10 protein-coding genes and 8 pseudogenes are annotated in these 24,096 nt (G+C 59.1%); 7 read left to right on the top strand and 11 right to left on the bottom strand.

The window, feature by feature from the left end; genetic code table 11:
- Nucleotides 1-177: 177 nt before the first annotated feature.
- From JFT80_RS15900 to JFT80_RS15885, 4 genes and pseudogenes are all read right to left on the bottom strand, one after another.
- Nucleotides 178-579 carry a biopolymer transporter ExbD gene (locus JFT80_RS15900; RefSeq protein ID WP_003220570.1) on the bottom strand — a complete coding sequence of 134 codons (402 nt, stop codon included), beginning with the start codon at nucleotides 577-579 and terminating at the stop codon, nucleotides 178-180.
- 1 nt (nucleotide 580) lies between these two features.
- Nucleotides 581-1,304, bottom strand: a pseudogene (locus JFT80_RS15895) (MotA/TolQ/ExbB proton channel family protein).
- 44 nt (nucleotides 1,305-1,348) lie between these two features.
- A pseudogene (locus tag JFT80_RS15890) lies at nucleotides 1,349-2,158 on the bottom strand (energy transducer TonB).
- 304 nt (nucleotides 2,159-2,462) lie between these two features.
- Nucleotides 2,463-4,823 (bottom strand): annotated as a pseudogene (locus JFT80_RS15885) (TonB-dependent receptor).
- Nucleotides 4,824-4,988: 165 nt separating this feature from the next.
- Between JFT80_RS15885 and JFT80_RS15880 the strand changes: the two are divergent.
- Complete coding sequence (locus JFT80_RS15880) at nucleotides 4,989-5,933, top strand: LysR family transcriptional regulator (protein ID WP_201148516.1); 945 nt, start codon at nucleotides 4,989-4,991, stop codon at nucleotides 5,931-5,933.
- 492 nt (nucleotides 5,934-6,425) lie between these two features.
- Here the strand turns inward: JFT80_RS15880 and JFT80_RS25575 are convergent.
- The 4 genes and pseudogenes from JFT80_RS25575 to JFT80_RS15855 all read right to left on the bottom strand — a co-directional run bounded on the left by JFT80_RS25575 (nucleotide 6,426) and on the right by JFT80_RS15855 (nucleotide 12,044).
- Nucleotides 6,426-7,081: pseudogene (locus JFT80_RS25575) on the bottom strand (DUF2931 family protein).
- A gap of 138 nt (nucleotides 7,082-7,219) precedes the next feature.
- Nucleotides 7,220-7,869 (bottom strand): annotated as a pseudogene (locus JFT80_RS25570) (DUF2931 family protein).
- Between the two features lie 11 nt (nucleotides 7,870-7,880).
- Nucleotides 7,881-11,363 (bottom strand): annotated as a pseudogene (gene tssI, locus JFT80_RS25565) (type VI secretion system tip protein TssI/VgrG).
- Between the two features lie 162 nt (nucleotides 11,364-11,525).
- Nucleotides 11,526-12,044, bottom strand: a complete 519-nt coding sequence (locus JFT80_RS15855; protein WP_201148514.1) for an Hcp family type VI secretion system effector — start codon at nucleotides 12,042-12,044, stop codon at nucleotides 11,526-11,528.
- 642 nt (nucleotides 12,045-12,686) lie between these two features.
- Here JFT80_RS15855 and JFT80_RS15850 point away from each other — a divergent pair.
- The gene (locus tag JFT80_RS15850; RefSeq protein WP_201148513.1) at nucleotides 12,687-14,303 is read left to right on the top strand and encodes an alkaline phosphatase family protein; all 1,617 of its coding nucleotides are present in this window, start codon (nucleotides 12,687-12,689) and stop codon (nucleotides 14,301-14,303) included.
- A gap of 112 nt (nucleotides 14,304-14,415) precedes the next feature.
- Here JFT80_RS15850 and JFT80_RS15845 read toward each other — a convergent pair whose 3' ends face one another.
- The gene (locus tag JFT80_RS15845; RefSeq protein WP_201148512.1) at nucleotides 14,416-15,336 is read right to left on the bottom strand and encodes a TauD/TfdA family dioxygenase; all 921 of its coding nucleotides are present in this window, start codon (nucleotides 15,334-15,336) and stop codon (nucleotides 14,416-14,418) included.
- A gap of 181 nt (nucleotides 15,337-15,517) precedes the next feature.
- Between JFT80_RS15845 and JFT80_RS15840 the strand changes: the two genes are divergently transcribed.
- Nucleotides 15,518-16,438 (top strand): LysR family transcriptional regulator, encoded by a 921-nt coding sequence (locus JFT80_RS15840; protein WP_201148511.1) that lies wholly within the window; start codon nucleotides 15,518-15,520, stop codon nucleotides 16,436-16,438.
- Nucleotides 16,439-16,553: 115 nt separating this feature from the next.
- Here JFT80_RS15840 and JFT80_RS15835 read toward each other — a convergent pair whose 3' ends face one another.
- Nucleotides 16,554-17,567: an ABC transporter substrate-binding protein gene (locus JFT80_RS15835; protein WP_201148510.1), complete on the bottom strand. Its 1,014-nt coding sequence runs from the start codon at nucleotides 17,565-17,567 to the stop codon at nucleotides 16,554-16,556.
- Nucleotides 17,568-17,978: 411 nt separating this feature from the next.
- Here JFT80_RS15835 and JFT80_RS15830 point away from each other — a divergent pair.
- The 3 genes and pseudogenes from JFT80_RS15830 (at nucleotide 17,979) to JFT80_RS15820 (ending at nucleotide 22,009) form a co-directional block, all read left to right on the top strand.
- Nucleotides 17,979-19,573, top strand: a pseudogene (locus JFT80_RS15830) (ABC transporter permease).
- Nucleotides 19,570-20,385, top strand: a complete 816-nt coding sequence (locus tag JFT80_RS15825; RefSeq protein WP_201148509.1) for an ABC transporter ATP-binding protein — start codon at nucleotides 19,570-19,572, stop codon at nucleotides 20,383-20,385. Before JFT80_RS15830 ends, JFT80_RS15825 begins: the two are co-directional and overlap by 4 nt.
- A gap of 14 nt (nucleotides 20,386-20,399) precedes the next feature.
- Nucleotides 20,400-22,009, top strand: a pseudogene (locus JFT80_RS15820) (arylsulfatase).
- A 120-nt stretch (nucleotides 22,010-22,129) separates the two neighbouring features.
- Here the strand turns inward: JFT80_RS15820 and JFT80_RS15815 are convergent.
- Nucleotides 22,130-23,203 (bottom strand): fatty acid desaturase, encoded by a 1,074-nt coding sequence (locus tag JFT80_RS15815; protein ID WP_201148508.1) that lies wholly within the window; start codon nucleotides 23,201-23,203, stop codon nucleotides 22,130-22,132.
- A gap of 100 nt (nucleotides 23,204-23,303) precedes the next feature.
- On the opposite strand from JFT80_RS15815, the gene JFT80_RS15810 reads away from it, so the two are divergent.
- On the top strand, nucleotides 23,304-24,096 hold a 793-nt coding region (locus tag JFT80_RS15810; protein ID WP_201148507.1), incomplete at its 3' end, for an AraC family transcriptional regulator.

Here is a 24,096-nt window from a genome sequence, read left to right as displayed (position 1 = left end):
ATAAGAAGCTATTTATTAAGATCACTATCGAATAACACCGTAGGAGCTGCCGCAGGCTGCGCTCTTTTGATCTTGTTTGTAAAAGACAAAAAAATCGCAGCCTGCGAGGTGTTTTTTCAGGCAAAAAAAAGGGCCGCACCCTGCCAAGGAGACGGCCCCGGAAAAACGTAAATTCTGTTAACGCGCGGTGATCACCGACAACTTGGTAATCCCCGCCCGCTCAATCGAAGCCATGGCGCGCGCCACTTCGCCGTAATTCACCCCGTCATCCGCCTGCAATTGCACGCGCACCTCGGGGTCCTTGGCCTTGGCCGACTTTAGGTTGAACTCCAGCAAATCAGGCTGGATTTCATCCTTATTGATAAACAGCTTGCCGGCGCCATCGATGCTCACCACCAGTGGATCTTTCTGCTCTACCGGCGCCACGGCTTCGGTCTTGGGCAGGTTGATCGGAATGGCGTTAGTCAGCAGCGGCGCGGTGACGATAAACACCACCAGCAACACCAGCATGACGTCTACCAGCGGTGTGACGTTGATCTCGCTCAGCACCTCATCACTGTCTTGCGTGGAGAAGGCCATATCAGGACGCCTCCTTCACTTTTTGCGCGTTGCCCGGCGCAGCAGCCTTGTGCGCCGTCGGGTGGACCAGCACACGGAACGAACTCTTTTGCGCCAGGCTGTAGAAGTCATGGGCGAAGTCGTCCAGGTCCGCCGCCGTCAGTTTCAGGCGCCGCAAAAGTAGTTGTAAACCAGTACTGCCGGCACCGCGACGGCGATCCCCACACCGGTCGCAACCAGTGCCGCGCCAATCGGCCCTGCCACGGTTTCGAGGCTGGCCGAGCCTGCCGCGCTGATGCCTTTCAACGCTTCCATGATCCCCCACACCGTGCCGAACAAACCAATGAACGGCGACGTGCTGCCAATACTTGCCACCACTGCCAGCCCGGTTTCCAGCGAGCGGCGCTCTCGCACGATCTGCTGACGCAGGGCCCGCTCGAGGCGATCCTGATGGTTGATCGCCTGGCTCAGATCCGCCGCGTGTGGCGCTTCACCGACCTGGATCGCCGCGTAGCCGGCCTGAGCCACCCGCGCCGCAGCGCCTGGCTGGGTCTCGGCCAACTCCGCCGCTGAATCAAGGCTCGACGCCGCCCAGAACTGCTTGTGGAACTTGCGATCCTGCGCTTTCAGGCGGCCAAACTGCACGCCCTTGAGCAAGGCCAGGCCCCAGGTGGCCACGGAAAAACCACCAGCAGCCAGATCACCGCGCTTTCGATGGACTCAAGTGGAGATGCCAATAACGTCATGATGAATTCCTCGTGTAAACGTTTCGCGTGAAATAGGTTTCTGTTTAATGAATCTTGAAATCGATGGGCACGCTGACCCAGCCATCCTGGGCGACATCACCCTGCTTGGCGGGCACGAAGCTCCAGCGTTTCACGGCGCTCAGGGCCGCCTCATCGAGGGCCTCGCGACCGCTGCTTTTCTGGATCTGGATCTCACCCGGCTTGCCGCTGGCGAGCACATGGACCCGTAACAACACCGTGCCTTCCCAACCGCGCCGCTTGAGCCAGCGAGGGGTATTCCGGCGCCGGGTTTTCAGGTACCCGGCGTTGGCCGATGCCGGCGTCACGGGTGCTGGCGCAGGGGAGCGGGGGCGCCGGGGCCGCAACAGGCGCGGCCGGCTGTGGCGGCGCTGGTGGTTGTTGAACCGCTTTGGGCACCGGCTTCGGAATCGGTTTGGCGACCGGTTTCGGCTTGGGAATCGGTTTCGGTGGTGGCGGTTTCACTGCCAGTTCGTCTTCAACCGGCGGGGTGGCTCGACCACCTCTTGAACAGGTGGCGGTGGTGGTGGCGGCTCGACCACGGGCGGTGCCGGTTGCGAAAACTCGATGGTCATCGGCGGAATCTCCGGCGGCACCACCGGCAACACGGCGGTCGGCTGCTGGTTGACCCAATAGATCACCGCACCGTGCACGAGCAGTGCCAGCACCCCCAGCAAAATTGTTTCCCGGCGGCTGAGGATGCCCCTTGGGGCGCGCTGCAAACGCTGCTGCCCCAAAGGCACGCGATGTACCCGGCCGAGGTCGACCAACTCGCCACCTGGACCCTGGCGCCACAGCACCTCTTGTGCACTGGCGGCGGTCTGGACATTACCCATTGCTTTACTCCTGCGGTCTCTTTGCGAATAACCCGATAGGCCGGACCCGACATCCCCCGTACGACGTATCGATGGGTGAATCATTGGGCTAGACGCTTATCTCTTAAAGTAATCTTTAAAGTTAGGAATAGACCGAAAACGAATATGCGAAATCTTCGATGGCCTGTAGGCCTTGTTCTGCAAGGACTCCCGTCGACGGGCAGGCTCGCCATGCTTTTCAGGCATTAAAAACATTCCCTGCAAGCATGGTTTTTGGCGCCTTTTTCCAGCATTGATCAGCGACTGGCGCTGGTCTGCCGGGTTATCAGAAGTCATAACGGCCGGTCACACCCAAAGTCCGAGGCGTGCCGAGCAGGCTTCATAACCGCCGTTGCCGCCGGTCCACAGGGTGGTGTAGTAGGTTTTGTCGAAGGCGTTTTTCAGCCACAGCGAGATGTCCCACTGGCCCTGGTTGAAGTCGCCGCGCAGGCCGGTAGAGAGGTTGACCACCGCGTAGCTCGGGATCTGGCCGTAATCCGAATCCTCGACCGTGCCCACGGCTTTTGAGCGGAACGCGTAGCTGGCGGTAACGTACGGTTCGAAGCCGTTATCCAGATTCCATTTGTATTCGCCGTTGGCGTTGCCGATCCATTTCGAGGCACCGACCACTTGATGACCACTGAGGTCGCAAGACGCAGGGGCGCCGGGTGCCAGGCTGACTTCAGGCGGGCACGGCGCATCTTTGTAGGAGAGGTAACTGACATCGTTGTACGATCCGTTGATGTTCAGGGTCAGGCCGCGCAAGGGGATCAGCGTGCTTTCGACTTCAACGCCGCGCGAGCGCACGGAACCGGCGTTGGTCAGGTACTGAACGCGGTTATCGGCGTCGTAGGCGTTGGTCTGATAGGCATTGACCTGGGTCCAGAACACGTTGGCATTGAGTTGCAGGCGTCGGTCCCACAGCGTGCTTTTTGAAACCGAGTTCGGCGTTGTTGGCGCGCTCGGTACCGATCAGCAACGAGTCGGCACCCGCCGTTGGAGCGGAGCCCACTGCCAGGTTCACACCCCCCGATTTCTCGCCGTGGGACAACGTGGCGTATCCTAGCAGGTCGTCGTTGAAGCGATAGCTGAGGTTCAGCAATCCCGAGGGGCTGGAGCTGTACTGATTCAAGTCGCCCGAGTCATAGGCCCCGGCGCGGCCGCGTCGTGCGGTCGCCGCTGCGCCGGTGACAGCCGCGCCACCGACCGGCGCATTCCGCGTCACCCAGGCGCTTTTCTCTTCATAGGTGCCACGCACGCCGGCGGTGAAATCCAGGCGCTCAGTCAGGTGCCAGGTGCCTTGGGCGAACAACGCAAAACTGTCGGTCTTGATGTGGCCGTTACCGACGCTGTCGACATTGGCCAGCGCACCGCGCGGCGTGCCGTTCCAGATGTCGGCCTGGGGGCCGTAATTGGCGAAGGTTTTGTTGTCCAGGTCGTTGCCGAAGTAATACGCACCGAGCACGTAATCGAAGAATTCGCCTTTGGGCGAGGCCAGGCGAAATTCCTGGGAGTACTGTTTGTCTTCCACGGAAACCCCGGCGTTGTAAGTCGCCGCGACGTTCAGGCCGTCGTCGTTACGCGGGGTGAAATTCCACCAGCGATAGGAGCTGATGGACGTTAACGTGAAGTCACTCGGCAAGGTCCAGTTGGCCTCCACTGACGTGCCGCCCTGATGCACTGTGACGCGCTGATCGTTGTCGAGGTTGACCTTGCGGTGGGAGCCGTTGACCAGTGTGGCACCGGCCGCGTTGGCCCGCGCCTGATAGACGTTGACGCCGTTGATGGTCGCGCCGGTGTTGTAGAGCACGCGCGTGCCGGCGCTTGAATCTTCTTCGTTGTAGTCACCGATCCAGCGCAGGTTGAACGATTCATTGGGTTTGAACAGCAGCTGGCCACGCAAGCCTTCGCGCGACCCGCCGTTCAAGTCGTGTCCATCGAATTCGTTTTTGATGTCGCCATCGCTGCGGGTGCGATAGGCGGAAAACCGCCCGGCGAGCTGGTCATTCAGGGGGCCGGAAACCGTGCCTTTGGTCTGGAAGTATCCGTCCTCGCCCACCGACGTCTCGATGCTGCGCTCCGGCGTGAACGTCGGTGCGCGGGTGCTGATGTTGATGACGCCGGCCGTGGTGTTCTTGCCGAACAGCGTGCCCTGGGGACCGCGCAATACTTCGAGCTGCTCGATGTCCATCAGGTCGAAGACCGCCATGCCCGGCCGTCCCAGGTAAACGTTGTCGATGTACAGGCCGACGCTGCCTTCCAGGCCATCGCTGGCCGGGTTGTTGCCCAGCCCGCGAATCGACACGCTGGACTGGCGCGCATGCATGTAGGCGACGTTGACGCTGGGTACCAGTTGCTGCAAATCCTGGATCCGGTAAACCCTTTGCGTCTCCAGCGCCTGGCCGCTGACCACACTCATTGGCGTCGGCACGTCCTGCGAACTCTCTTCGCGGCGTCGAGTGGTGACGGTCACGGTTTCCAGCTGTGAACCGTCAGCCGTGACTTTACTGGCAGGCGCCGGTGCAGGGTCCGCTGTTGCGGCGGCATAACCCTGGGTCCAACTGGCGCTCCCGGCCAGCAACAAGGCCAGGGGCAGGCGTTTGAGCCGTCGGGGGGCAAGGGGTGAAGCGAGGTTCAACGGACTCATGAAGCGGCTCCTGGTCAAAAATGCGCAATGACATTTCAACGACGCATATTCTTTAAAGTTATTTATTTATGTTTTTACAAACTTTTACTGCATAAGAGATAGCCTTTATAAGGAGTCGGCCTAATGCATATCCAATGCATTTACCCGATATTTTTTATGTGAAAAATGCATATCGATTTGCGTCAACTACGTCACTTCATCGCTCTGGCGGATCAGCGCAGCTTTGTCGCCGGCGCGCTGGCCGTGAACCTCTCGCAATCGGCGTTCAGCCGCAGCATCCAGGCCCTGGAACACAGCGTCGGGTGTCAGCTGGTAGATCGCGGACGTAAGGACCTGGCGCCGACCAAGCAGGGGCAGGTGCTGCTTGAGCACGCACGACGCCTGGTCAGCGGGGCGCAGCAGATGGCTAACGAGATCAACCAGTTCAATGGGCTGGAAGCGGGCGAGCTACGTTTCGGTTGCGGCCCGGCGCCGGCGGCGGGGCTGATACCGAGGGCGATCGGCAGCTTCATTGGCCGCTATCCGAAAGCGCGGGTGCAGTTTCAGGTGGATGACTGGCAAAGCCTGAGCAAGCGTCTGTTGAGCGAGGAATTCGAATTTTTTGTGGCTGACACCCGGCAATTCGAGGCCGACCCGGTTTACCTGACCCATCGCCTGCGCCCGCGTAAATGGCATTTCTGCTGCCGCGTCGGACATCCACTGGCGGGCCGCGACAGCGTCAGTGCAACCGAGTTGATGAGTTATCCGATGGCAGTGACTATCCGCCCGCCGAACCTGCGCAAGGTGATCGTCGACCTCAGCGGCCGCCCGGATTTCACGCCGAATGTGGAGTGCGAAAACAGCTACAGCCTCCTGAGTGTGGTGATGCGTTCAGACGCCATCGGTATTGTCGGCGCCTACGCTGATGCGCTGCATCACGCCAAGGGTGAGCTGGTGTGTTTGAAGGTCGAGGGGCTGGCTGATGACCTGGAGGAGATGTACACGCGCTATGGGATTGTCAGCCGCGCGGGGTATCGGTTATCGCCGCTGGCAGAGGCGATGATCGCGCAGATCAAAGAGGTTGATGAGCAGGATGAAGACGTCTATTCGCTGGAAAATCTTGCCGTTTGAAACACCAACAAGGGCGGTCCGGCCGGTCCGGCGATTACCAGCGCACGTAGATCCGCACCGGCAGCTTTGCATCTCTGACATCCCTTTTGGTGCCGTCCCCTTTCACTGCCCAGCCACGAGCTCCTTTACTGCCGTTTTTCCTCCACCGGCAGCGCCTCCACTGCCAATTCTACGAAACAGATTCCCATCGACATCGACGGTGGCGCTGTCCTCAACCCAACCATCCATCAAGTACGGCGTGACAAAACCCAGCGCCCACGGCCCGGCATCCGGGTCCAAGCGCCCCCAAGAGAGACCCGAAGCCTGACAACCGCTGAGAAACAAAGCTCCTAACAAGATCCATGGTGTTCGCATAATCGTGGCTCCTAGTCGGGCACATGGGGATGCTGCACGCGGACCCCGCTCGTGGTGGGTGCATTAATGAGCTACGAGGATGAAACCCATCACCGGATAGCGAAAGCCCGCCGAGTGGCGAGCTAAAACTACGACGATTTACCAGCTCCCATAGGGGATTCCGTATTGTTCGACATAGCGTTTGGAGGCTTCAGATTGCGGGAAGTAACTTCCGCCGGAGAGCCCGAGAGCAGGCCCCTTGGGTTCTATCTCAGCCTGACCGCGTGCGACTTTGACTGGATGCATACACTCATCAAGTACCCAGATTTGCACAACGCCGCCAGGTGCTAGGCCGAGCCTTACAGAAGCAATCTTTAATATCGAGGCCGTCTCGGGGAATTGTTGGCAATCCTTGCGCAACGCCGCGCGCATGACCTGCCGCGCACTTTCCGGTATCTCAATCCAGCCTTGATAGGTTTGCGGTTCGACCACCGACTGCCAGCGCACGTAAATCCGCACCGGCAGCTTTGCATCTCTGACATTCCTCTCGGTGCCTCCCCCTTTACTGCCCAGCCACGGGCCAGCTCAGTGCCATTTTTCCCTCCGCCGGCGGCCCACCCACTGCCAATTCGACGGTAAAAGTTCCCATCGACATCTACGGTGGCACTCTCCTCAACCCAGCCCCCCATCAAGTACGGCGTGACAAAACCCAGCGCCCACGGCCCGGCATCCGGGTCCGAGCGCCCCCAAGAGAGACCCGAAGCCTGACAACCGCTGAGAAACAAAGCGCCTAACAAGATCCATGGTGTTCGCATAGTCGTGACTCCTAGTCGGGGACATGAGGATGCTGCACGCGGATCCCGTCCGTGGTGGGTGCATTAATGAGCTGTGGGGATGGAACCCATCATCGGATAGCGAAAGCCCGCCGAGTGGCGAGCTAAACCTACGACGATTTACCAGCTGCCGTAGGGAATGCCATATTGTTCGATGTAACGTTTGGAGGCTTCCTGCATGGGGGGATATCCAGATCGTCCAAGATCAGGACCCTTGGGCTCGATCTCAGCCTGACCGCGTGCGACTTTGACCGGATGCATACACTCATCAAGTACCCAGATTTGCACAACGCCGCCAGGTGCTAGGCCGAGCATTACAGAAGCAATCTTTAATATCGAGGCCGTCTCGGGGAATTGTTGGCAATCCTTGCGCAACGCCGCGCGCATGACCTGCCGCGCACTTTCCGGTATCTCAATCCAGCCTTGATAGGTTTGCGGTTCGACCACCGATTGCCAGCGCACGTAAATCCGCACCGGCAGCTTTGCATCTCTGACATTCCTCTCGGTACCTCCCCCTTTACTGCCCAGCCACGAGCTCCTTTACTGCCGTTTTTTCCTCCACCGGCAGCGCCTCCACTGCCAATTCTACGAAACAGATTCCCATCGACATCGACGGTGGCGCTGTCCTCAACCCAACCATCCATCAAGTACGGCGTGACAAAACCCAGCGCCCACGGCCCGGCATCCGGGTCCAAGCGCCCCCAAGAGAGACCCGAAGCCTGACAACCGCTGAGAAACAAAGCTCCTAACAAGATCCATGGTGTTCGCATAATCGTGACTCCTAGTCGGGGATATGGGGATGCTGCACGCGGATTCCGTCCGTCGTGGGGGCATTGAAATACAGTAGTCCGGCACTGGTCCTTGGCACGGAGCCACGCAGAATGGTGGGAGGATTCCAGTTGGCAGAGGTATGGATATACCTTAGTTTGAGCAGGTGCTCTTCCTCGGCTGTGGTGCTGTAGTCCCCCGCGATAAAGCGGTCACACAGTGCTTGAAGTTCCGCTGGAATTGCATGGCTCGAAAGATGCTCCCTGAACGGTATGAAACGCACTCCCTGTCGCTTAGCAAACTCGTACATCACCCGCAGATACACCCGCGACAACTCGCCTCGCACGGATCGCTTGAGTTGCAATGCTGCATAAACGCGCTTGTAAGGGTTCATACGGTCCTGCTCAGAAGGTCGTAACCCCCGAACATACGGCGTCACGACCTCCAGCATTTCGGCCGGCCAGCCCTTGGCTTCCCACTGGGCTTTTGCCTGTTGCGCGTCACGATAGATCGAGGTGTATTTAACGTCCGTGGTGACGGGAACATCCAGCGCCTGCATCGGGCTGACCAGCAAGAGTTCATCGGACTCAGGGAAGTAACCACCACCGATGTCAGAATGGACCCCGGGCAGCGTGTATTCAGGATGATCTGCTTTAACACGGGTCAAAGGGAAGTTGGCACGAACTTCATCGCGCGCGGCCAATTGGACGACGTTGGGGAACAAGCTTCGGGGCAGGTGGAGTTTGATCCCCGGCGCCTTTTGGCTACGGATATAACCCAGGTTATCCAGCCCACCCACAGCAGCCACAGTATCGAACAGTCCGATAAAGCCCATCTCAATATCACGCTGGTAGTCACCGCTGAAGGTCTCGTGAAACGCTCGGCGATTTGTTTTGATGGTTTGCCCCAAGGGACCGTGCTGACCCAGCGCTACTTCGTTGGCAAAGTGCCGTGCTGCCGCTGCGCCACGGCTGAAACCAAAGGTGTCGAACGTCAGGTTGAGGATTTTAGAGTCCGGCTTGACTTGAATGAAACTGAAGATGATTCTTTCTATTTCACTAAAAGCCTGCTCTACCTTGCCGCTCACGCCTGTTGCACCACGGCCCATACCGGCGCCCATCAAACTATCCGCTTGGCCCGATGACGTACCGATGCCCTCTATGTAGAGCATTCGAAACAGCTGATGCTGCTCACCAGTGTCCTGAATCTCATTCAGGAGCAAAATACAAATCACTGAGCTTTTTGATGTTTGACTCGTCGTTCGCATAGCTGCTGTCCCGATCACTCATGTACGGTTTACAAGTCGCATCCAGGTCTGCGGGTTTGATGGGGTGGCTTGCACCACACAGCAGACCGAGCGCACCGTTGTTCGCATTGTTGAGCGTGCCATCGAAAAACACGCCAATACGCAGGGTGATGCCAGCGGGTGGTGCTTCCTCCGACGCTTCCAGTTCCTCCTCTTCTTCCTCCTCCTCTGGATCGGAGCTGCCCGCAACAACGGTTGATGCGGGCGTGGACGGCGGATTGGCGATAGTCGCCTGGGTTGCGCCAACCGGCACCTGTGCGGCCTGAAGCGAAGGAACACCTGCTACAGGTGCCCCACCCTCAACAATGTCCACGCTGCTAAAAATGCCCCTGAGTTGATCACGATATGTTGACCACCCGCCGCAAGCGTCAGGCTCATGCCGGCATCGATCACCACATTGGTCGCGGTGACATGGGCTTGGGATCCAGCCTGAATGACCAACGTGCCGCTCGCGGTGGTACTGCTGTTGCCAGTGATGGAAATCAGGTCATTGCCACCGATCAGCGTGTTGCGCTCGCCGTGGGTGGTGTGCTGCTCGTTGCCCTGGACAAGGCTGGTGCTGTGGTTATCGACCTGTTCAAAGCGGTCACGCCCAATCAGGCTACGACTGTCCTGAGTGATCTGCTCACGGCGGTCCTGGCCGATCTGGGTCTCACTGTCGTTGAGGATCAACTGTTTCAGGTCGCGCTGGGCACGCAGGTAGATCTGCTCCTGTCCGGCGCGGTCTTCAATTGACAGTTCGTTGTAGCCGCCATTGCGCGGCGAGCTGTCACTGCGCAGCACGGTTCGGGTCTTATTCGCCGGCAAGGGATACGGCACAGGCATGACCTTATTGGACACGCAACCGGTGATCAACGGATCATCGGGGTTACCCTCCAGGTAGGTGACCACCACTTCCATACCGATGCGCGGGATCGTTACCGCGCCAAAGCTTTCTCCAGCCCAGCTCGATGAGACCCGCAGCCAACAACTGCTCTTTTCACTGCCACGCTCGCTCCGGTCCCAATGGAACTCGACTTTCACCCGACCGTATTCATCACAATAAATCTCTTCCCCGGCTGGACCAGTGACCCGCGCCGTCTGGCTGACCAGTACCGACGGGCGCGTGACCAGCGGTGGACGATAGAACACGTCCCAGGGAATGGCGCTAAAGCTGTTGCGGTAGCCTTGGGTGAAGCCATCCTCTGGCTTGACATCGCTGCTGATGGACTCTTCCAGCACCTGCGGCTGCTTGCCTTCGTGCTGCACACCGAGCAGTAACCACAAGGCGTTACAGGACGAACGCGGATGCTCGCTCAGCGTGAAAAAATGCCCGCTGCGCAGGTTCGGCTGATCACTTTTACCTTCGGTCAACTGGTAGTCAGCGCGGTGCCGCTCCAGAGCCTGACGGGCCAGCTGGCGGCCGCGCCGCTTACTGTCGATCAACAGTGGCGAACGGTAGTCCTCCAGCGCCGGGTTGAATTGCGCGCTGCACTGGCCTTCCAGCAACAGGCTGGGGCGGGTGAAGTCGTAATGGTGGCGGGTGACCTTGCTGGTCCGGGTGCTGAAACGTTGGCTGAAATGCCGCACCACCGGATGATCGGCCACTTGGCCACTACCTTGCTGGTACGGCGTGGTCCCGAGGGTAGGAAAGAAAGTCTGATCGTCAGTGAAGACCAGATGATGCCCCTGTGGACTGTGCTGATGGTGCCAGGCCATGCCCTCTTCACTACACAGGCGCTGGACAAACTGGAAATCACTTTCTCCGTACTGGGTGCAGTATTCGCGTGCTGGGCTGCTGCTGACATGAAAGGTATAGGCATCGGCCAAAATGCCGTGGCCCTTGAGGACCTGGGCAATGATTTGCGCGACCGTCAGTTGCTGAAAAATCCGTTGCTGGTGGCAGAACTGCAAGTAGTGCAGGGCCGGGACCAGTGTCAGGTGATAACGAGTCAAGCGTGGACCGGCGTCGCCCACCCACACATCTTCGATGCAGCCATGCAGACCTTCGCCATTGAGGCCAAATTGAAGAAACGCCGGTTGTCTGAGCAAGCCTTCCAGATCGATATCGGGGCGCTGGCTGACCAGCTCCAACTGCAGCGCATACAAGCTGCTGAGAGTCTCACTGCCGTGAAACGCCAGCACTTTAAAGTCATGGCGCACCGCGAGGATCAGCAGGTCGAACTGCGCGGTATTGGCCGAAGCGAACATAAGCGTGTCCTTGGTCGAAAGTTAGAGTCCGTTGAAATGAACGCCAAGTCCTGCACCCGCTGACCGCAGGTACAGAGCATGACCACACGCGGCTGAACGTCTCAGCCACGCGCAGCGCCCGACGCTGTCGCAACAGGCCGGGCCGAGGCGGGTCGCTCAGGTTTAGCCGGCGACAGGGGTGCGCCAGTCATCGGAACCCGAAGTACCGGATACTTCGTGGGTCCAGGTGATTTTGCGGTAGGTGAACTGCACTTCTTCCAGGTGGGTGAAGTGCGAGTTCGCTGGATCCTGGCAGTTGTGCATTTTGTTGTTGATGGCGACGATGATCGCGTCTTCCAGTTTGGTGGTGTAGTAGTGCTCTTGGGTGCCTTGAGCCGAAGTGCGGTACCACTGGATAACGATTTCGCTCATGCGCTCGCCGGAAGTCAGAGCGGCTTGCAGCAGAGGCGAAGCCTTGTCGTAGACCTTGGTGATCACAACTGGCTTGTGAACGCGCTGACCGGTTGGCTGACCGGATTGCGGGTCACGCGGGATGATCACGTCGTGGCTGAAAGCCTGAACCATGACCTGGTCTTCGTGGCCTTCTTGGTAGGTGTTGCCAACGGAGTCGGCGGTGAATGCGCCTGCAGTGATCAGGCCTTGTTTTTCGCCGGTAACGGACATGTACGCTGGTGTTGCCATGGGGTGCTCTCCTTGCGGATAAAGGGGACCTCAGAGGCCGAATTGCCTGCCAAGGCCTGACTTAACAGATCAAGGTTTATGCCAAGTTTAAAATATCGTTAAATTACAATGAGATAGATTTATTTTTGCTATAAGGCTCATTTTTTAGTGCGCAACTTCTTGCGCAACTTTTTCGGAAAAGTGCGCAACTTCTTGCGCAGTAGTGCGCAAGAAGTTGCGCACCACGCCTCATCCCCACTACAAAGTATTTTCGCTACTACCGCGTCAATTGAATTACGTAAAAAGGTCCCCATTGCGCTCTCTATCACGGGGCATAGTTTGGCCCCTAGGCTGTTCATCCAGCACCAGCCTGGCGATAAAGCAGTTGCGAGTTGTGTTCAAAGGAATAGAAGCATTTGCAGGTGATCAAGGATGTATATTTACGAAATGATTCAAGCATCACCAAACATTGAAGTTAAAGCGAAGGAACATTGGGGAAATGAAGCCGCAGGTTATCTACAGAATGTGGTTAACGCTCATGCCGAGGATGGCTGCGCGTTCTATCGTTGCAGCCACTGCATAAACTCCATTCCCCAAATGCACTTGCCTCGACCCCGTCCGAGCAGCGAAAAACCCCACCTGTCTCTCTGACCGGTGAACCCCATGTCCCATCCTGAAAAACCCGTGCGCAACGTGCTGTACATCATGTGCGATCAACTGCGCCGCGATTACCTGTCCTGCTACGGCCACCCGCATCTGCACACGCCGAATATCGATCGTCTGGCCGCCGCCGGCGTGCGTTTCAGCCGCGCCTATACCCAAGGCACGATCTGCGGCCCGTCGCGGATGTCGGCCTACACCGGGCGCTATGTCAGCAGCCATCAGGTGGCGTGGAACGCCGTGCCGTTGCCACTGGAAGAGCTGACCATTGGCGATTACCTGCGCCCTCACGGTATTCGTACCGCGCTGGTCGGCAAGACCCACGCGACAGCGAATATCGATGCCTTGCAGCGGCTGGCGATCAACCCCGATAGCGAACAAGCCGAAATCCTCAACGAAGTCGGTTTCGAACCGTACTTTCGTCATGACGGCATCTTTCCCGATGACCCGTTATTCGACGAAAAACGCGAATCCGCGCCTTACACCCATTACCTGCGCGAGCACGGTTTCGACGGCAAAAACCCCTGGCACGACTGGGCCAACGCCGCCGAAGGCGAGAACGGAGAAATCCTCAGCGGCTGGCAAATGCGTCATGCGAATTTGCCAGCACGAATTCCCGAGCAACACTCAGAGACTGTCTACACTACAAATCGAGCCATCGACTTCATCACCGAGCAAGGCGAGAAATCCTGGTGTTTACACCTTTCCTATATCAAACCGCACTGGCCCTACATCGTACCGGCGCCATACCACGCCTTGTATGGCGCTGACGAGGTGATCGCGCCCGTACGCGCAGCCACTGGGGAGGCGAGCGATCATCCGGTGTACAACGCGTTTCGCCAGCATGAAGAGAGCCTGAATTTCTCTCGTGACGAGGTGCGCCTGAATGTCATTCCGACGTACATGGGGCTGATCAGGCAGGTCGATGACCAGCTCGGCCGATTGTTCGATTTTCTACAAAGCAACGGGCGCTGGGATGACACGTTGATTGTGTTCACCAGTGACCATGGCGATTTTCTCGGGGACCATTACCTGGGCGAAAAAGAGTTTTTACTGGAGCCTGCCGTGGGCATCCCACTGATCGTTCGCGACCCGCGAGCCACGGCCGATGTGACGCGAGGCTCGGTCGATGATCGCCTGGTGGAAACCATTGATGCGTTGCCGACGTTTCTCGATGCACTGGGCTTGCCGAGCGCAGAGCATCGGCTTGAAGGCCGCTCTTTGATTCCCTTGTTGCAGGGCATTGAGATTGAATGGCGCCGCTTTGCGATCAGCGAATACGACTACGCCTTCCAGGCGCCGGCACGTGAGCGTCTGGGTCAGCCGATCGACCGTTGCCGAATGACCATGGTGCGCAGCGAACGCTGGAAATATTTGGCGTACGACGGCTTTCGGCCGCAGTTGTTTGATCTGCTGAATGATCCGCAGGAGCTGCGTGATCTGGGTGATGACCCGGCCCTTGCCTCGGTTCGCGAGGAGCATGCGGGGTATTTGTTCGAATGGGTGCGAGGGTTGAAACGCAGGACAACCATCAGTCACCAGGAGATTGATCTGCGCGGGCAGAGGTTTCGTTATGGCGAGCCGGAGACCGAGAAAATGGTGCAGATCGGGGTTTGGTAAAAAGCATCCACGTTGAATGTTAAGCCGCTATCGCGAGCAGGCTCACTTCTACAAGGAATCTCCAGTGTTCACGAGATCCTGTGGGCGTGAGCCTGCTCGCGATGGGGTCAGATCAGACGCCGCCGATATCAGGGCCTTTAATGGTCTGGCTACGCTGCCCCGAAACCCCGACCGGCACTTCACCTTTCAACGTCACCCGACGCACCACGCGATCCTGCGTACCGTAATCATCAATCGCGTAATGCTGCGTCGAACGGTTATCCCAGATCGCCACATCACCTGCCTGCCAGCGCCAGCGCACGGTGTTTTCCTGGCGGATCACATGGCTCTGCAACAGCCCGAACAGATGCGCCGAATCCGCCTGCGAATAACCCTTGATGCGTTTGACGAAATGCCCGAGCAGCAAGCTCTTCTCGCCGCTGATCGGGTGCACGCGCACTACCGGGTGCTCGGTTTCGTAAACGGTCGAAGTGAAGACCTTGCGATAGCGCTCAAGCTTCTCTGCGGAGACGTCCGGCTTGGCGCTGGCGTAGTCATATTCGTTGCTGTGCACGGCGACCAGTTTGTCAGCCAGCTCACGCAGCTCGGCCGGCAAGCCGTTGTAAGCCGTCGCGGTATTGGCCCACAGGGTATCGCCGCCGTACGCCGGGGCCACCACCGAACGCAGGATCGAGGCTTTAGGGTAAGCGTCGACGAAGGTCACGTCGGTGTGCCAGGAATTGGCGCGCTGACCTTCAGCGCCGTCCAGTTCGAGCAAATAACGCGTGCCTTCGCGCGATGGCACGGTCGGGTGCGCCACTGGCTCACCGAGCAAATGCGCGAAAGCCTCCTGACGCTGATCGTCGAGCTGGGTCTGCTCGCGGAAGAATACGACCTTGTACTGAACCAGCGCCTGCTGAATGGCTTCGACAGTGGCAGCGTCCAGTTCACCGGACAGGTGCACACCACGAATTTCGGCGCCGATACGACCGGCCACCGGATGAATATCCAGCGCGTGGACAGCGGGTTTTACAGCGAGTGCGGCATTGCTCATGGGTAGACCCTCATCGACTGCTTGCGGTTGGACGGCAGCGAAACAACGCTCTATCTATATTCCATTTACATCTAATAGATATTCACATGCTTCGTTGACGGAATAAGAGCTTGCATTTAAAACCTCTAGCAACCCTCGTCGCAAATGCCTTCGAGCTATTTTTAGGATGCCGGAAAAGCATATGGATCTTCGCCAGTTGCGTTACTTCATCGCCCTTAACGAACACCGCAGTTTTGTCCGTGCGGCGGACGCGATGGGCATCACTCAACCGGCGTTCAGCCGCAGCATTCAAGGGCTGGAGCAGGAGTTCGGCTGCGTGCTGGTGGATCGTGGCAACAAGGATTTGCGCCCGACGCCGGAGGGCCAGGTGGTGCTGCAACACGCCCTCAGCCTGGTGCAGGGCGCGGCGTTGCTCAGTGCCGAAGTGACGCAGATGACCAAGCTCGATGCCGGCGAAGTGCACTTCGGCTGCGGCCCGGCGCCGGCGGTGAAATTGGTCCCGGATGCGGTGGCGCAATTCATCAACGCTCACCCGAAAGTGCGTACCTGTTTTCAGGTGGATAACTGGGAAAAACTCAGCCGCGCACTGAGCCGTGAAGAGATCGAATTCTTCATCGCCGACATCCGCCATTTCGAAGCCGATCCGAATTTCCAGACTCAGGCGCTGACGCCCAAACGCGGGGTGTTTTTCTGCCGACCGGGGCATCCGTTGCTGGCCAAGGAGAGCCTGTCGACCAACGACATGTTCGACTACCCGTTGGCGACCACGCTGATCCCGCCGGGCATTCGCAAATTGCTGGCAAACCTCAGCGGGCGCATCGATTTTTCCCCAACCATCGAGACCGAGCATTTTCCGGCGCTGGTGAAAGTGGTGCTGCAATCGAATGCGATTGGCGTGGGTACGGAAGAGGCGTTTGTCGAGGACATCGCCAAGGGTTCGCTGGTGTTGTTGCACTGGCGCAATCTGCCGCAGAACCTGGAGAGCATGAACGCGCGTTGCGGGATTGTCAGTCGCACCGGGTTTCGGTTGTCGCCAGCGGCGCGGGCGATGATCGAGACGTTGGTGGCGGTGGATAAGCAAGAGATGAGTGTCGCGGTTTAGGGCCTCATCGCGGGCAAGCCCGGCTCCCACAGTTGTCCGAGTTCCATCAGAAGGAATACGGTCAACTGTGGGAGCCGAGCTTGCCCGCGTTGAGGCCAGCAAGAACACTGTGGATTCAGAGCTGGGCAGCGGCCATTTGCGGCGCCACCCAGTCACTCACCTTGAACGGCTTACGAATCAACCTCTGCTGCGAAGCCAGATCCACTGAGTCCTGCAGTTTGCCCAGGAACACCGGGTCCAGCGTCGAGGGGAACACCTCGCTCAACTTCTGATCTTGCAAATCCTTCGTGAGGATAATCGAGGGGTAACTCGCCAGCCGCGACACCAACTGAATGTACGCATCCTTGTTGCTGTCCTGAGTCAGCCACTCCACCGCTTGCTGCTGGGCTTTCAACAGTTTGGCGACCACCTCGGGGTTCTCGTCGACAAATTTACCAGTGCCAACCAAGACACTCTGAATGCTGCCTGCGCCACCCAGGTCCTTGGTATTGAGCGGCAACTCGGCCAAGCCTTTCGCTTGCAACGAGGTCAATCCGGAACTGCCCCAGGAGGCATCGATCTGTTTGGCCGCCAACGCTGCCACGGCGCCGTTGAAGTCCAGGTTGATGACTTTCAGGTCCTTCTCGCTCAAACCCTGGCTGGCCAGCGCCGCGTCGAAAGACAACTGGGTAGCGGTGCCGCGGAAGATCGCCACGCGCTTGCCCTTGAGATCTTGCAGCGACTTGATCCCCGAGCCGGGGACTACGCCCAGGTACTGTTTCACGCCGCGAGCAGAAGCGCTTAGCAGCCGCGTATCGAGCCCGTTGGATTTACCGATGATTGCCGCCAGATCGCCCAGGTACGCCAGATCGACCTGACCATTGGCGAATGCCTCGTTGATCACCGGGCCCGCCCCTTTGAAGAAATTCCACTGGATCTTGATGCCTTGATCAGCGAAGGCTTTTTCGAAGATCTGCTGATCGCGCAGCACGTCGACCACGCCGCCGCCACTGTGTTGAGTGCCGGCGCTCAGGTCGGGCACGGCGATCCTGATTTCCTTGAGTTCGTCGGCGTGAGCGGTGAACGCCAGCAAGCCCGCCAGCGCAGGAGCGGCAAACAGGCTGAAAACGCGTTTGAAGGGAAGGTTCATGGGTGCGGCTCCTGATGACGACAGCATTGAGGCGCTGAAAGTAGGCTGAATCCTGACCAGCACTTAAATACTATAAATTCACATTTTTAGATCATTTAGACCTAAGCGAGCAATTACGGGCGCCCTGGATCGATATGCATAGAGAGCATCAAAAATATTCTTCGAATGCATTGGATGCGTGGGGCCTGCAAGCCTTAAATGGTCTCGCTTATCTCTTAATAGTATTGATTTGATTATTTATATAACAATTTGTGTTGGGGCTGCATCGCCAAGATCGCAGCCTTCGGCGGATTCCTACGGATGCATGTCGAGCCCCTACGGACGCACGTCGATCCCCTGTAGGAGCTGCCGAAGGCTGCGAGCTTTTGATCTAGATCCGCGACCCGATAAAACCGACAACGGAGGTCATCCATGGCCCGTGTATCCCTGCTGAGCCTGCCGCTTGCCGCTGCGCCACTCAATGGCCGTCTTTGGCCAACACTGGGCCAGCGTGTGTTGCCCTGGATAGTGCCCTTCAGCCTGTTCGCCCTGTGGTGCCTCGCCAGCCGCAATCACTGGATGAGCGAGCAGATTCTGCCGGCGCCTTCGCTGGTCTGGAGCAGTGCCATCGAACTTGCACAGGGCGAACTGTGGAGCCATTTGTGGATCAGCCTGCAGCGCCTGTTCTGGGGCCTGCTCGCCGGCATCACTGCCGGCGCTGCATTGGGTGCCGCGCTGGGGTTCAGTCAACGTCTTGAGCGCTTGGTGTTCCCGACCTTCGCAGGTCTGGCACAAGTCCCGACCCTGGCGTGGATCCCGCTGTTCATGGTGTTTTTCGGGATTGGCGAGGTACTGAAACTGGTGGTGCTGATCAAGGCCATCGTGGTGCCGGTGACGCTGCACACGCTGGTGGGTGTGCGTGATGCCCAACCCAAATTACGTGAAGCCGCTGCCGTACTGCGATTACCCCCCGGCTACTGATCCGTCGCCTGGTGCTGCCTGCCGCACTGCCGGCATTCATGGCGGGCGTACGCCTGGCACTGGCCGCCGGGTGGACGTCATTGCTGGCGGTTGAATTGCTCGCCTCCAGTGAAGGCATTGGTTACCTGATGGTGTGGGCACGGCAGTTGTTCATGCTCGACATCGTGTTTGTCTGCATCGTGGTGATTGGCCTGATTGGCGTGATCATGGATCGCGGGATCGGTCTGTTGGACAAGAAGCTGGTCCACTGGCCGCACCCGGCCACGGCGGAGATCCGCAGGGGTCCGAGGTATCAGGGCTGGCAACGTCTACAACCCTGGTTGCTGCCTTTTGCGCTAGTGGCCTTGTGGCAATTGACCACGGAACAACAGTGGGTCGACGCCAACATCCTGGTCAGTCCGCTGGCAGTTCTGGCCACAACCGTTAAGGGTTTGCTCGACGGTACGCTGATCAGCGGCATGGCCCTGAGCCTGGGTCGAACACTTGGCGGCCTGGTGCTGGGCGGTGGGCTGGGATTTGCGCTCGGTTTGCTGCTGGGCCTGTCGCGCAACAGCGAACGCGTGCTCGGCCCAACCCTTGCGGCAATCCGCCAGATCGCAATCTTCGCCTGGGTGCCGTTGCTCACCGCCTGGTTCGGCCTCGGTGAACTGGCCAAGTGGGTATTCGTTGCTCTCGCCACGTTCTTTCCGCTGTTCATCGCCACCCAACGCAGCGTCGCCAACCTCTCGCCACAACTCAACGAAGCCGCACAAGTGCTGCGCCTGAGCCTCGGCCAACGGTTGCGCCGGCTGGTGCTGCCGGGCGCGGCGCCAGGGATTTTCGCCGGGCTGCGCTTGAGCCTGATCTACGCCTGGCTCGGCACCATTGGCGCCGAATATTTCATGCCGTCCAACGGCGGTATCGGCAGCCAGATGATCGGCGCGCAACAACTGCTGCGCATGGATTTGATCATGGCCTGCATGCTTTTCGTCGGCCTTACCGGCGCCCTGCTCAACCTCATTGGCCAACGCCTGGAAATTCGCGCGACCCGCTGGAGACACGCATGAACGCACCCATTGTCAGCTTCAACCACGTAGGCAAATCCTTCGACGTCGACGGTTTCGAACTGGAGGCGATTCGCGAATTCAACCTGGACATTGCCGAAGGTGAATTCGTCGCCATTGTCGGTTCCAGCGGCTGCGGCAAATCGACGTTGCTGCGCTTGCTGGTCGGTCTCGACACGCAGTTTCGCGGGCAGATTACCGTGGACGGCAAAGCCGTCAGCGGCATTGGCGGCGAGCGCGGCATCGTCTTTCAGGAACACCGTTTATTTCCGTGGCTGACCGTCGCCGACAACATCGGCCTCGGTCTGGTCAATGAGCCGTTGAGCGCCGCGCAGAAGCAAAAGCGGATCAACGATTTCATCGATCTGGTCGGCTTGCGTGACTTCACTCGCGCTTATCCGCACCAGCTCTCCGGCGGGATGGCGCAGCGTGTGGCGATTGCTCGCGGACTGGTTGCCAGCCCAAGAATTCTGCTGCTCGACGAACCCTTTGGTGCGCTCGACGCGCTTACCCGTCAGCAGATGCAGGACGAGCTGCTGGCGATCCGCGCCCGCGCGAAAATCACCACCATCCTGGTCACCCACGACGTCGAAGAAGCGATTTTTCTCGCCGACCGTGTCGTGGTCATGGAGCCGCGTCCGGGGCGAATCAAGCAAGTGGTCGACATCGCCCTGCCGCATCCGCGCCAGCGCAGCAGTTTCGACTTCCATCAGTTGCGTGAAGAGCTATTGCACGAACTGACCAGCGACGACCATTACCAACCGAGCGTGCCGGTACAGATCCGCGATCTGCCGCTGACGTTCATTGCCTGCTGAACAGGAGTTTTGCGATGCCGCAACGTCCCAATTTTCTGGTGATTCTGGCCGACGATCTCGGCTTCTCCGACCTCGGTGCGTTCGGCGGCGAAATCGCCACGCCGCACCTTGATGCGCTGGCCAACAACGGCTTGCGCCTGACGGACTTTCACACCGCACCGACCTGCTCGCCGACGCGCTCAATGCTGCTGACCGGCACCGACCACCACATCGCCGGCATCGGCACCATGGCCGAAACCCTGACACCGGAGCTGATCGGCAAACCGGGTTACGAGGGTTACCTCAACGATCGCGTCGTCGCGCTGCCCGAGTTGCTGCGTGAAGCCGGTTACCAGACGCTGATGAGCGGCAAGTGGCACTTGGGCCTGACTGCAGAGCTGGCGCCGCACGCGCGGGGTTTCGAGCGTTCGTTCTCGCTGTTGCCCGGCGCAGCCAACCACTATGGTTTTGAGCCCACCTACGATGAGCAGACCCCGGGCCTGCTGAAATCCACGCCGGCGCTGTACATCGAAGACGACACTTTCATCGACGAATTGCCCAAGGATTTCTATTCCTCCGACGCCTTCGGCGACAAGTTGCTGCAGTACCTCAAGGAGCGTGACCAGACCCGGCCATTCTTCGCCTACCTGCCGTTCTCCGCGCCGCACTGGCCATTGCAGGCGCCGGCAGACCTCGTCGAGAAGTACCGTGGCCGCTATGACGCAGGCCCGGAAGTGCTGCGCCTGGAACGCCTGGAAAAACTCAAAGCCCTGGGCCTGATCGAGCCGGACGTCGAGCCGCATCCGCTGATTCAACTGACCCAGCAGTGGGATGCGTTGAGCGAGGAACAAAAACAGATTTCCGCGCGGGCTATGGAGGTCTACGCGGCGATGGTCGAGCGCATGGACTGGAACATCGGCCGGGTCGTCGAGTACCTGCGCCAGCAGGGGCAGCTCGACAATACGTTCATCCTGTTCATGTCCGACAACGGTGCCGAGGGAGCGCTGCTTGAAGCGTTCCCCAAGTTTGGCCCGGAGTTGGTGGCGTACCTCAGCCAGCATTACGACAACAGCCTGGACAACATCGGCCGGGCCAATTCCTATGTCTGGTACGGGCCGAACTGGGCGCAGGTGGCGACTGCGCCATCGCGCTTGTTCAAGGCGTTTACCACCGAAGGCGGGATTCGCGTGCCGGCGCTGCTGCACTATCCGCAGTTGGCGATCAAAGGGCAGATCAGCCATGGCTTCGGCACGGTGATGGACATCACCCCGACCATTCTCGACCTGGCCGGCGTACGCCATCCGGGCAAGCAGTGGCACGGCAAACCGGTGGCGCCGTTGCGGGGTAAATCTTGGTTGGGCTTCTTGTCCGGCGAGACGGCGCAAGTGCATGACGAGCACACGGTGACGGGATGGGAGTTGTTCGGGCGCCGGGCTATTCGGCAGGGGCAGTGGAAAGCGGTTTACATTCCGGGGCCGGCCGGGCCGGCGACCTGGCAGCTGTATGATTTGGGCAGTGATCCGGGGAAATTCATGATTTGGCGTTGCTTCAGCCAGAGAAACTGAACGCCCTGATCGAGCATTGGCAGAAGTATGTCGATGAAACCGGGGTGATATTGAGTGAGTCGCCTTTCCAGCCGGAGTGATTTGTTGCCTGACGCACCGCTATCGCTGGCAAGCCAGCTCCCACAGGGATTCAGGTTGTTCACAGATACCTGAATTCACCCTCAATCACTGTGGGAGCTGGCTTGCCAGCGATGAGGGCCTCAGACCCGTAGACCCTCCACGGTTTGCCCCTGAACTTCTTCCTTGCGCACAAACCGGTTCGCCCGTCCAAACGTGCCGAAATCATTAAACCGCACCCCCATCTCACGCATCACCTTATGCGCCACCGGTACGGTCAGCTGACGAATGTAAAACGGTTCCTTCACCACAAAATGATGGATCCCGTGGCTGCTGCCAAAGTTGAAGCAGAACGCCTGCAACGGCCACAGCCACCATGGATTCAGCACCTGGCACTGCTGCAGCACATTGCCCGACTCGATGTCGCCGTAGTAATGCATGTTCGAGCTGATGAAATGCAGGCAGAAGGTGCGCAACACGTTCGGGCCGATGATCACCACAGCAGCGATGTCGATCACTTGCATCACCGCCAGCGTGGTCGCTGACCACTCGATCGGCGAGCCCAGCAGATGCGCAATGCCATTCGCTGCATGGAAACCGAGAAACACGTACCACGCGCCCCAATGCACCAGCGCCAGCGGTGCATAGACCTTCAACGTGCGCTTGATGATGCTGAACTTGTGCGCCCAGGTCTTGGCCCGGAGCATGCGGATGAACGCCGACATCACGTTGTCGCCGACCATCAGCAAACGTGCAAAACCCCAGGGTTCACCGTTGGTGATCGCGCGTTCTTCCATGTCGGTTTCCGTGCCGGAGACCTTGTGGTGATTGAGATGCAGATGGCGACGAATCCACGGGTTGATCGTGCTCGGCCGCGCCAGCCACACCAGGCCCATCATCAGGTTGTGCGGCACACGCTGCTTGCGAAAATACATGCTGTGAATCAGGTCGTGTTCCAGCTCGTGGGTCAGCGAGGCGAAAAATGCGTTGAGCAACAAACACACCCACCAGGCCATGTGCCCGCTGATGTACAGCGCCGCTGAGCCAATCATGCCAGTCAGGGCAACCGCCAGAATCCCCGCGCCCAACGCATCCTGATGCTTGAGAATCGGGTAGCGCTCGCGCAATTCGACGCCTTTGGCCAGCACCACTTCGCGAATATGCGCTGATCGCTGGGCCGCATTGTGTCGCTGGGGACTTGCAGAAGTACCGTCCATGCTTCCATCCTCGGGTTTATGATGTTCGCATCGTGCCCTGCAAGAGTTCGAATCGCGGTAGCCGAGAACGCCAACCTGTTGACCGGAAGCGCCAATCAGCATGAAGGAACCGACCTCCCTCGCCAGCTGGACCCGTGCCTTGCGCAAACAACTCGATGCGCTGGGGCTGGACAGCATTGCTTTGTGCCAGCAGGCCGGGCTCGACCCGAACTTGATGGACGATCCCAACGCGCGCTATCCACTGTCCGGAACCACGCGTCTGTGGGAGATCGCCGTGCAGGTCAGTGGCGATCCGGCAATCGGGTTGCGCGTGTCGCGCTTCGTCAGCCCGACCACGTTCCATGCGCTCGGTTATGCACTGGTTGCCAGCGGCAGCCTGCGTGAAGTGTTCGAACGCATCGTGCGTTATCACCCGGTGGTCAGCGATGCGCTGGAACTGGAACTGAGCCGCAGCGACGACCGTTATCAATTCCGTCTGAAAATTCCGTCAGGCAATCCTGCACCGGCCTTCGAGGCCATCGACGCCTTCGCCGCCATCTACGTGCGCACCTGCCGTAATCGCCTCGGCCGCGATTACGCGCCACTGGCGGTTTACCTGCGCCGCCCGGAACCGACCGATGCGCACCAATGGCACAAGGTCTTCCGCGCCCCGGTGCATTTCGGTTGTGCCGAGGATCGTCTGGAGTTTTCCCTGGAGGACTTTGAAAGCCATCTGGACGACGCCAACCCGGAGCTGGCCGAGCACAACGAAACCGTGCTCAAGCGCACCCTGGCGCAACTCAAGCCGCTGACCTGGGAACGCAAGGTCCGTGACGCCATAGAAGAACAACTGCCCGAAGGCGAGCCCAGCGCCGAACACATCGCCCACACCCTGCACTTGAGTTTGCGCAGCC

Source organism: Pseudomonas sp. TH10 (assembly GCF_016651255.1).
GTDB lineage: Bacteria > Pseudomonadota > Gammaproteobacteria > Pseudomonadales > Pseudomonadaceae > Aquipseudomonas.
Note: the sequence above shows the minus strand (reverse complement) of the source record. Positions and strands in the feature narration are given on the sequence as shown.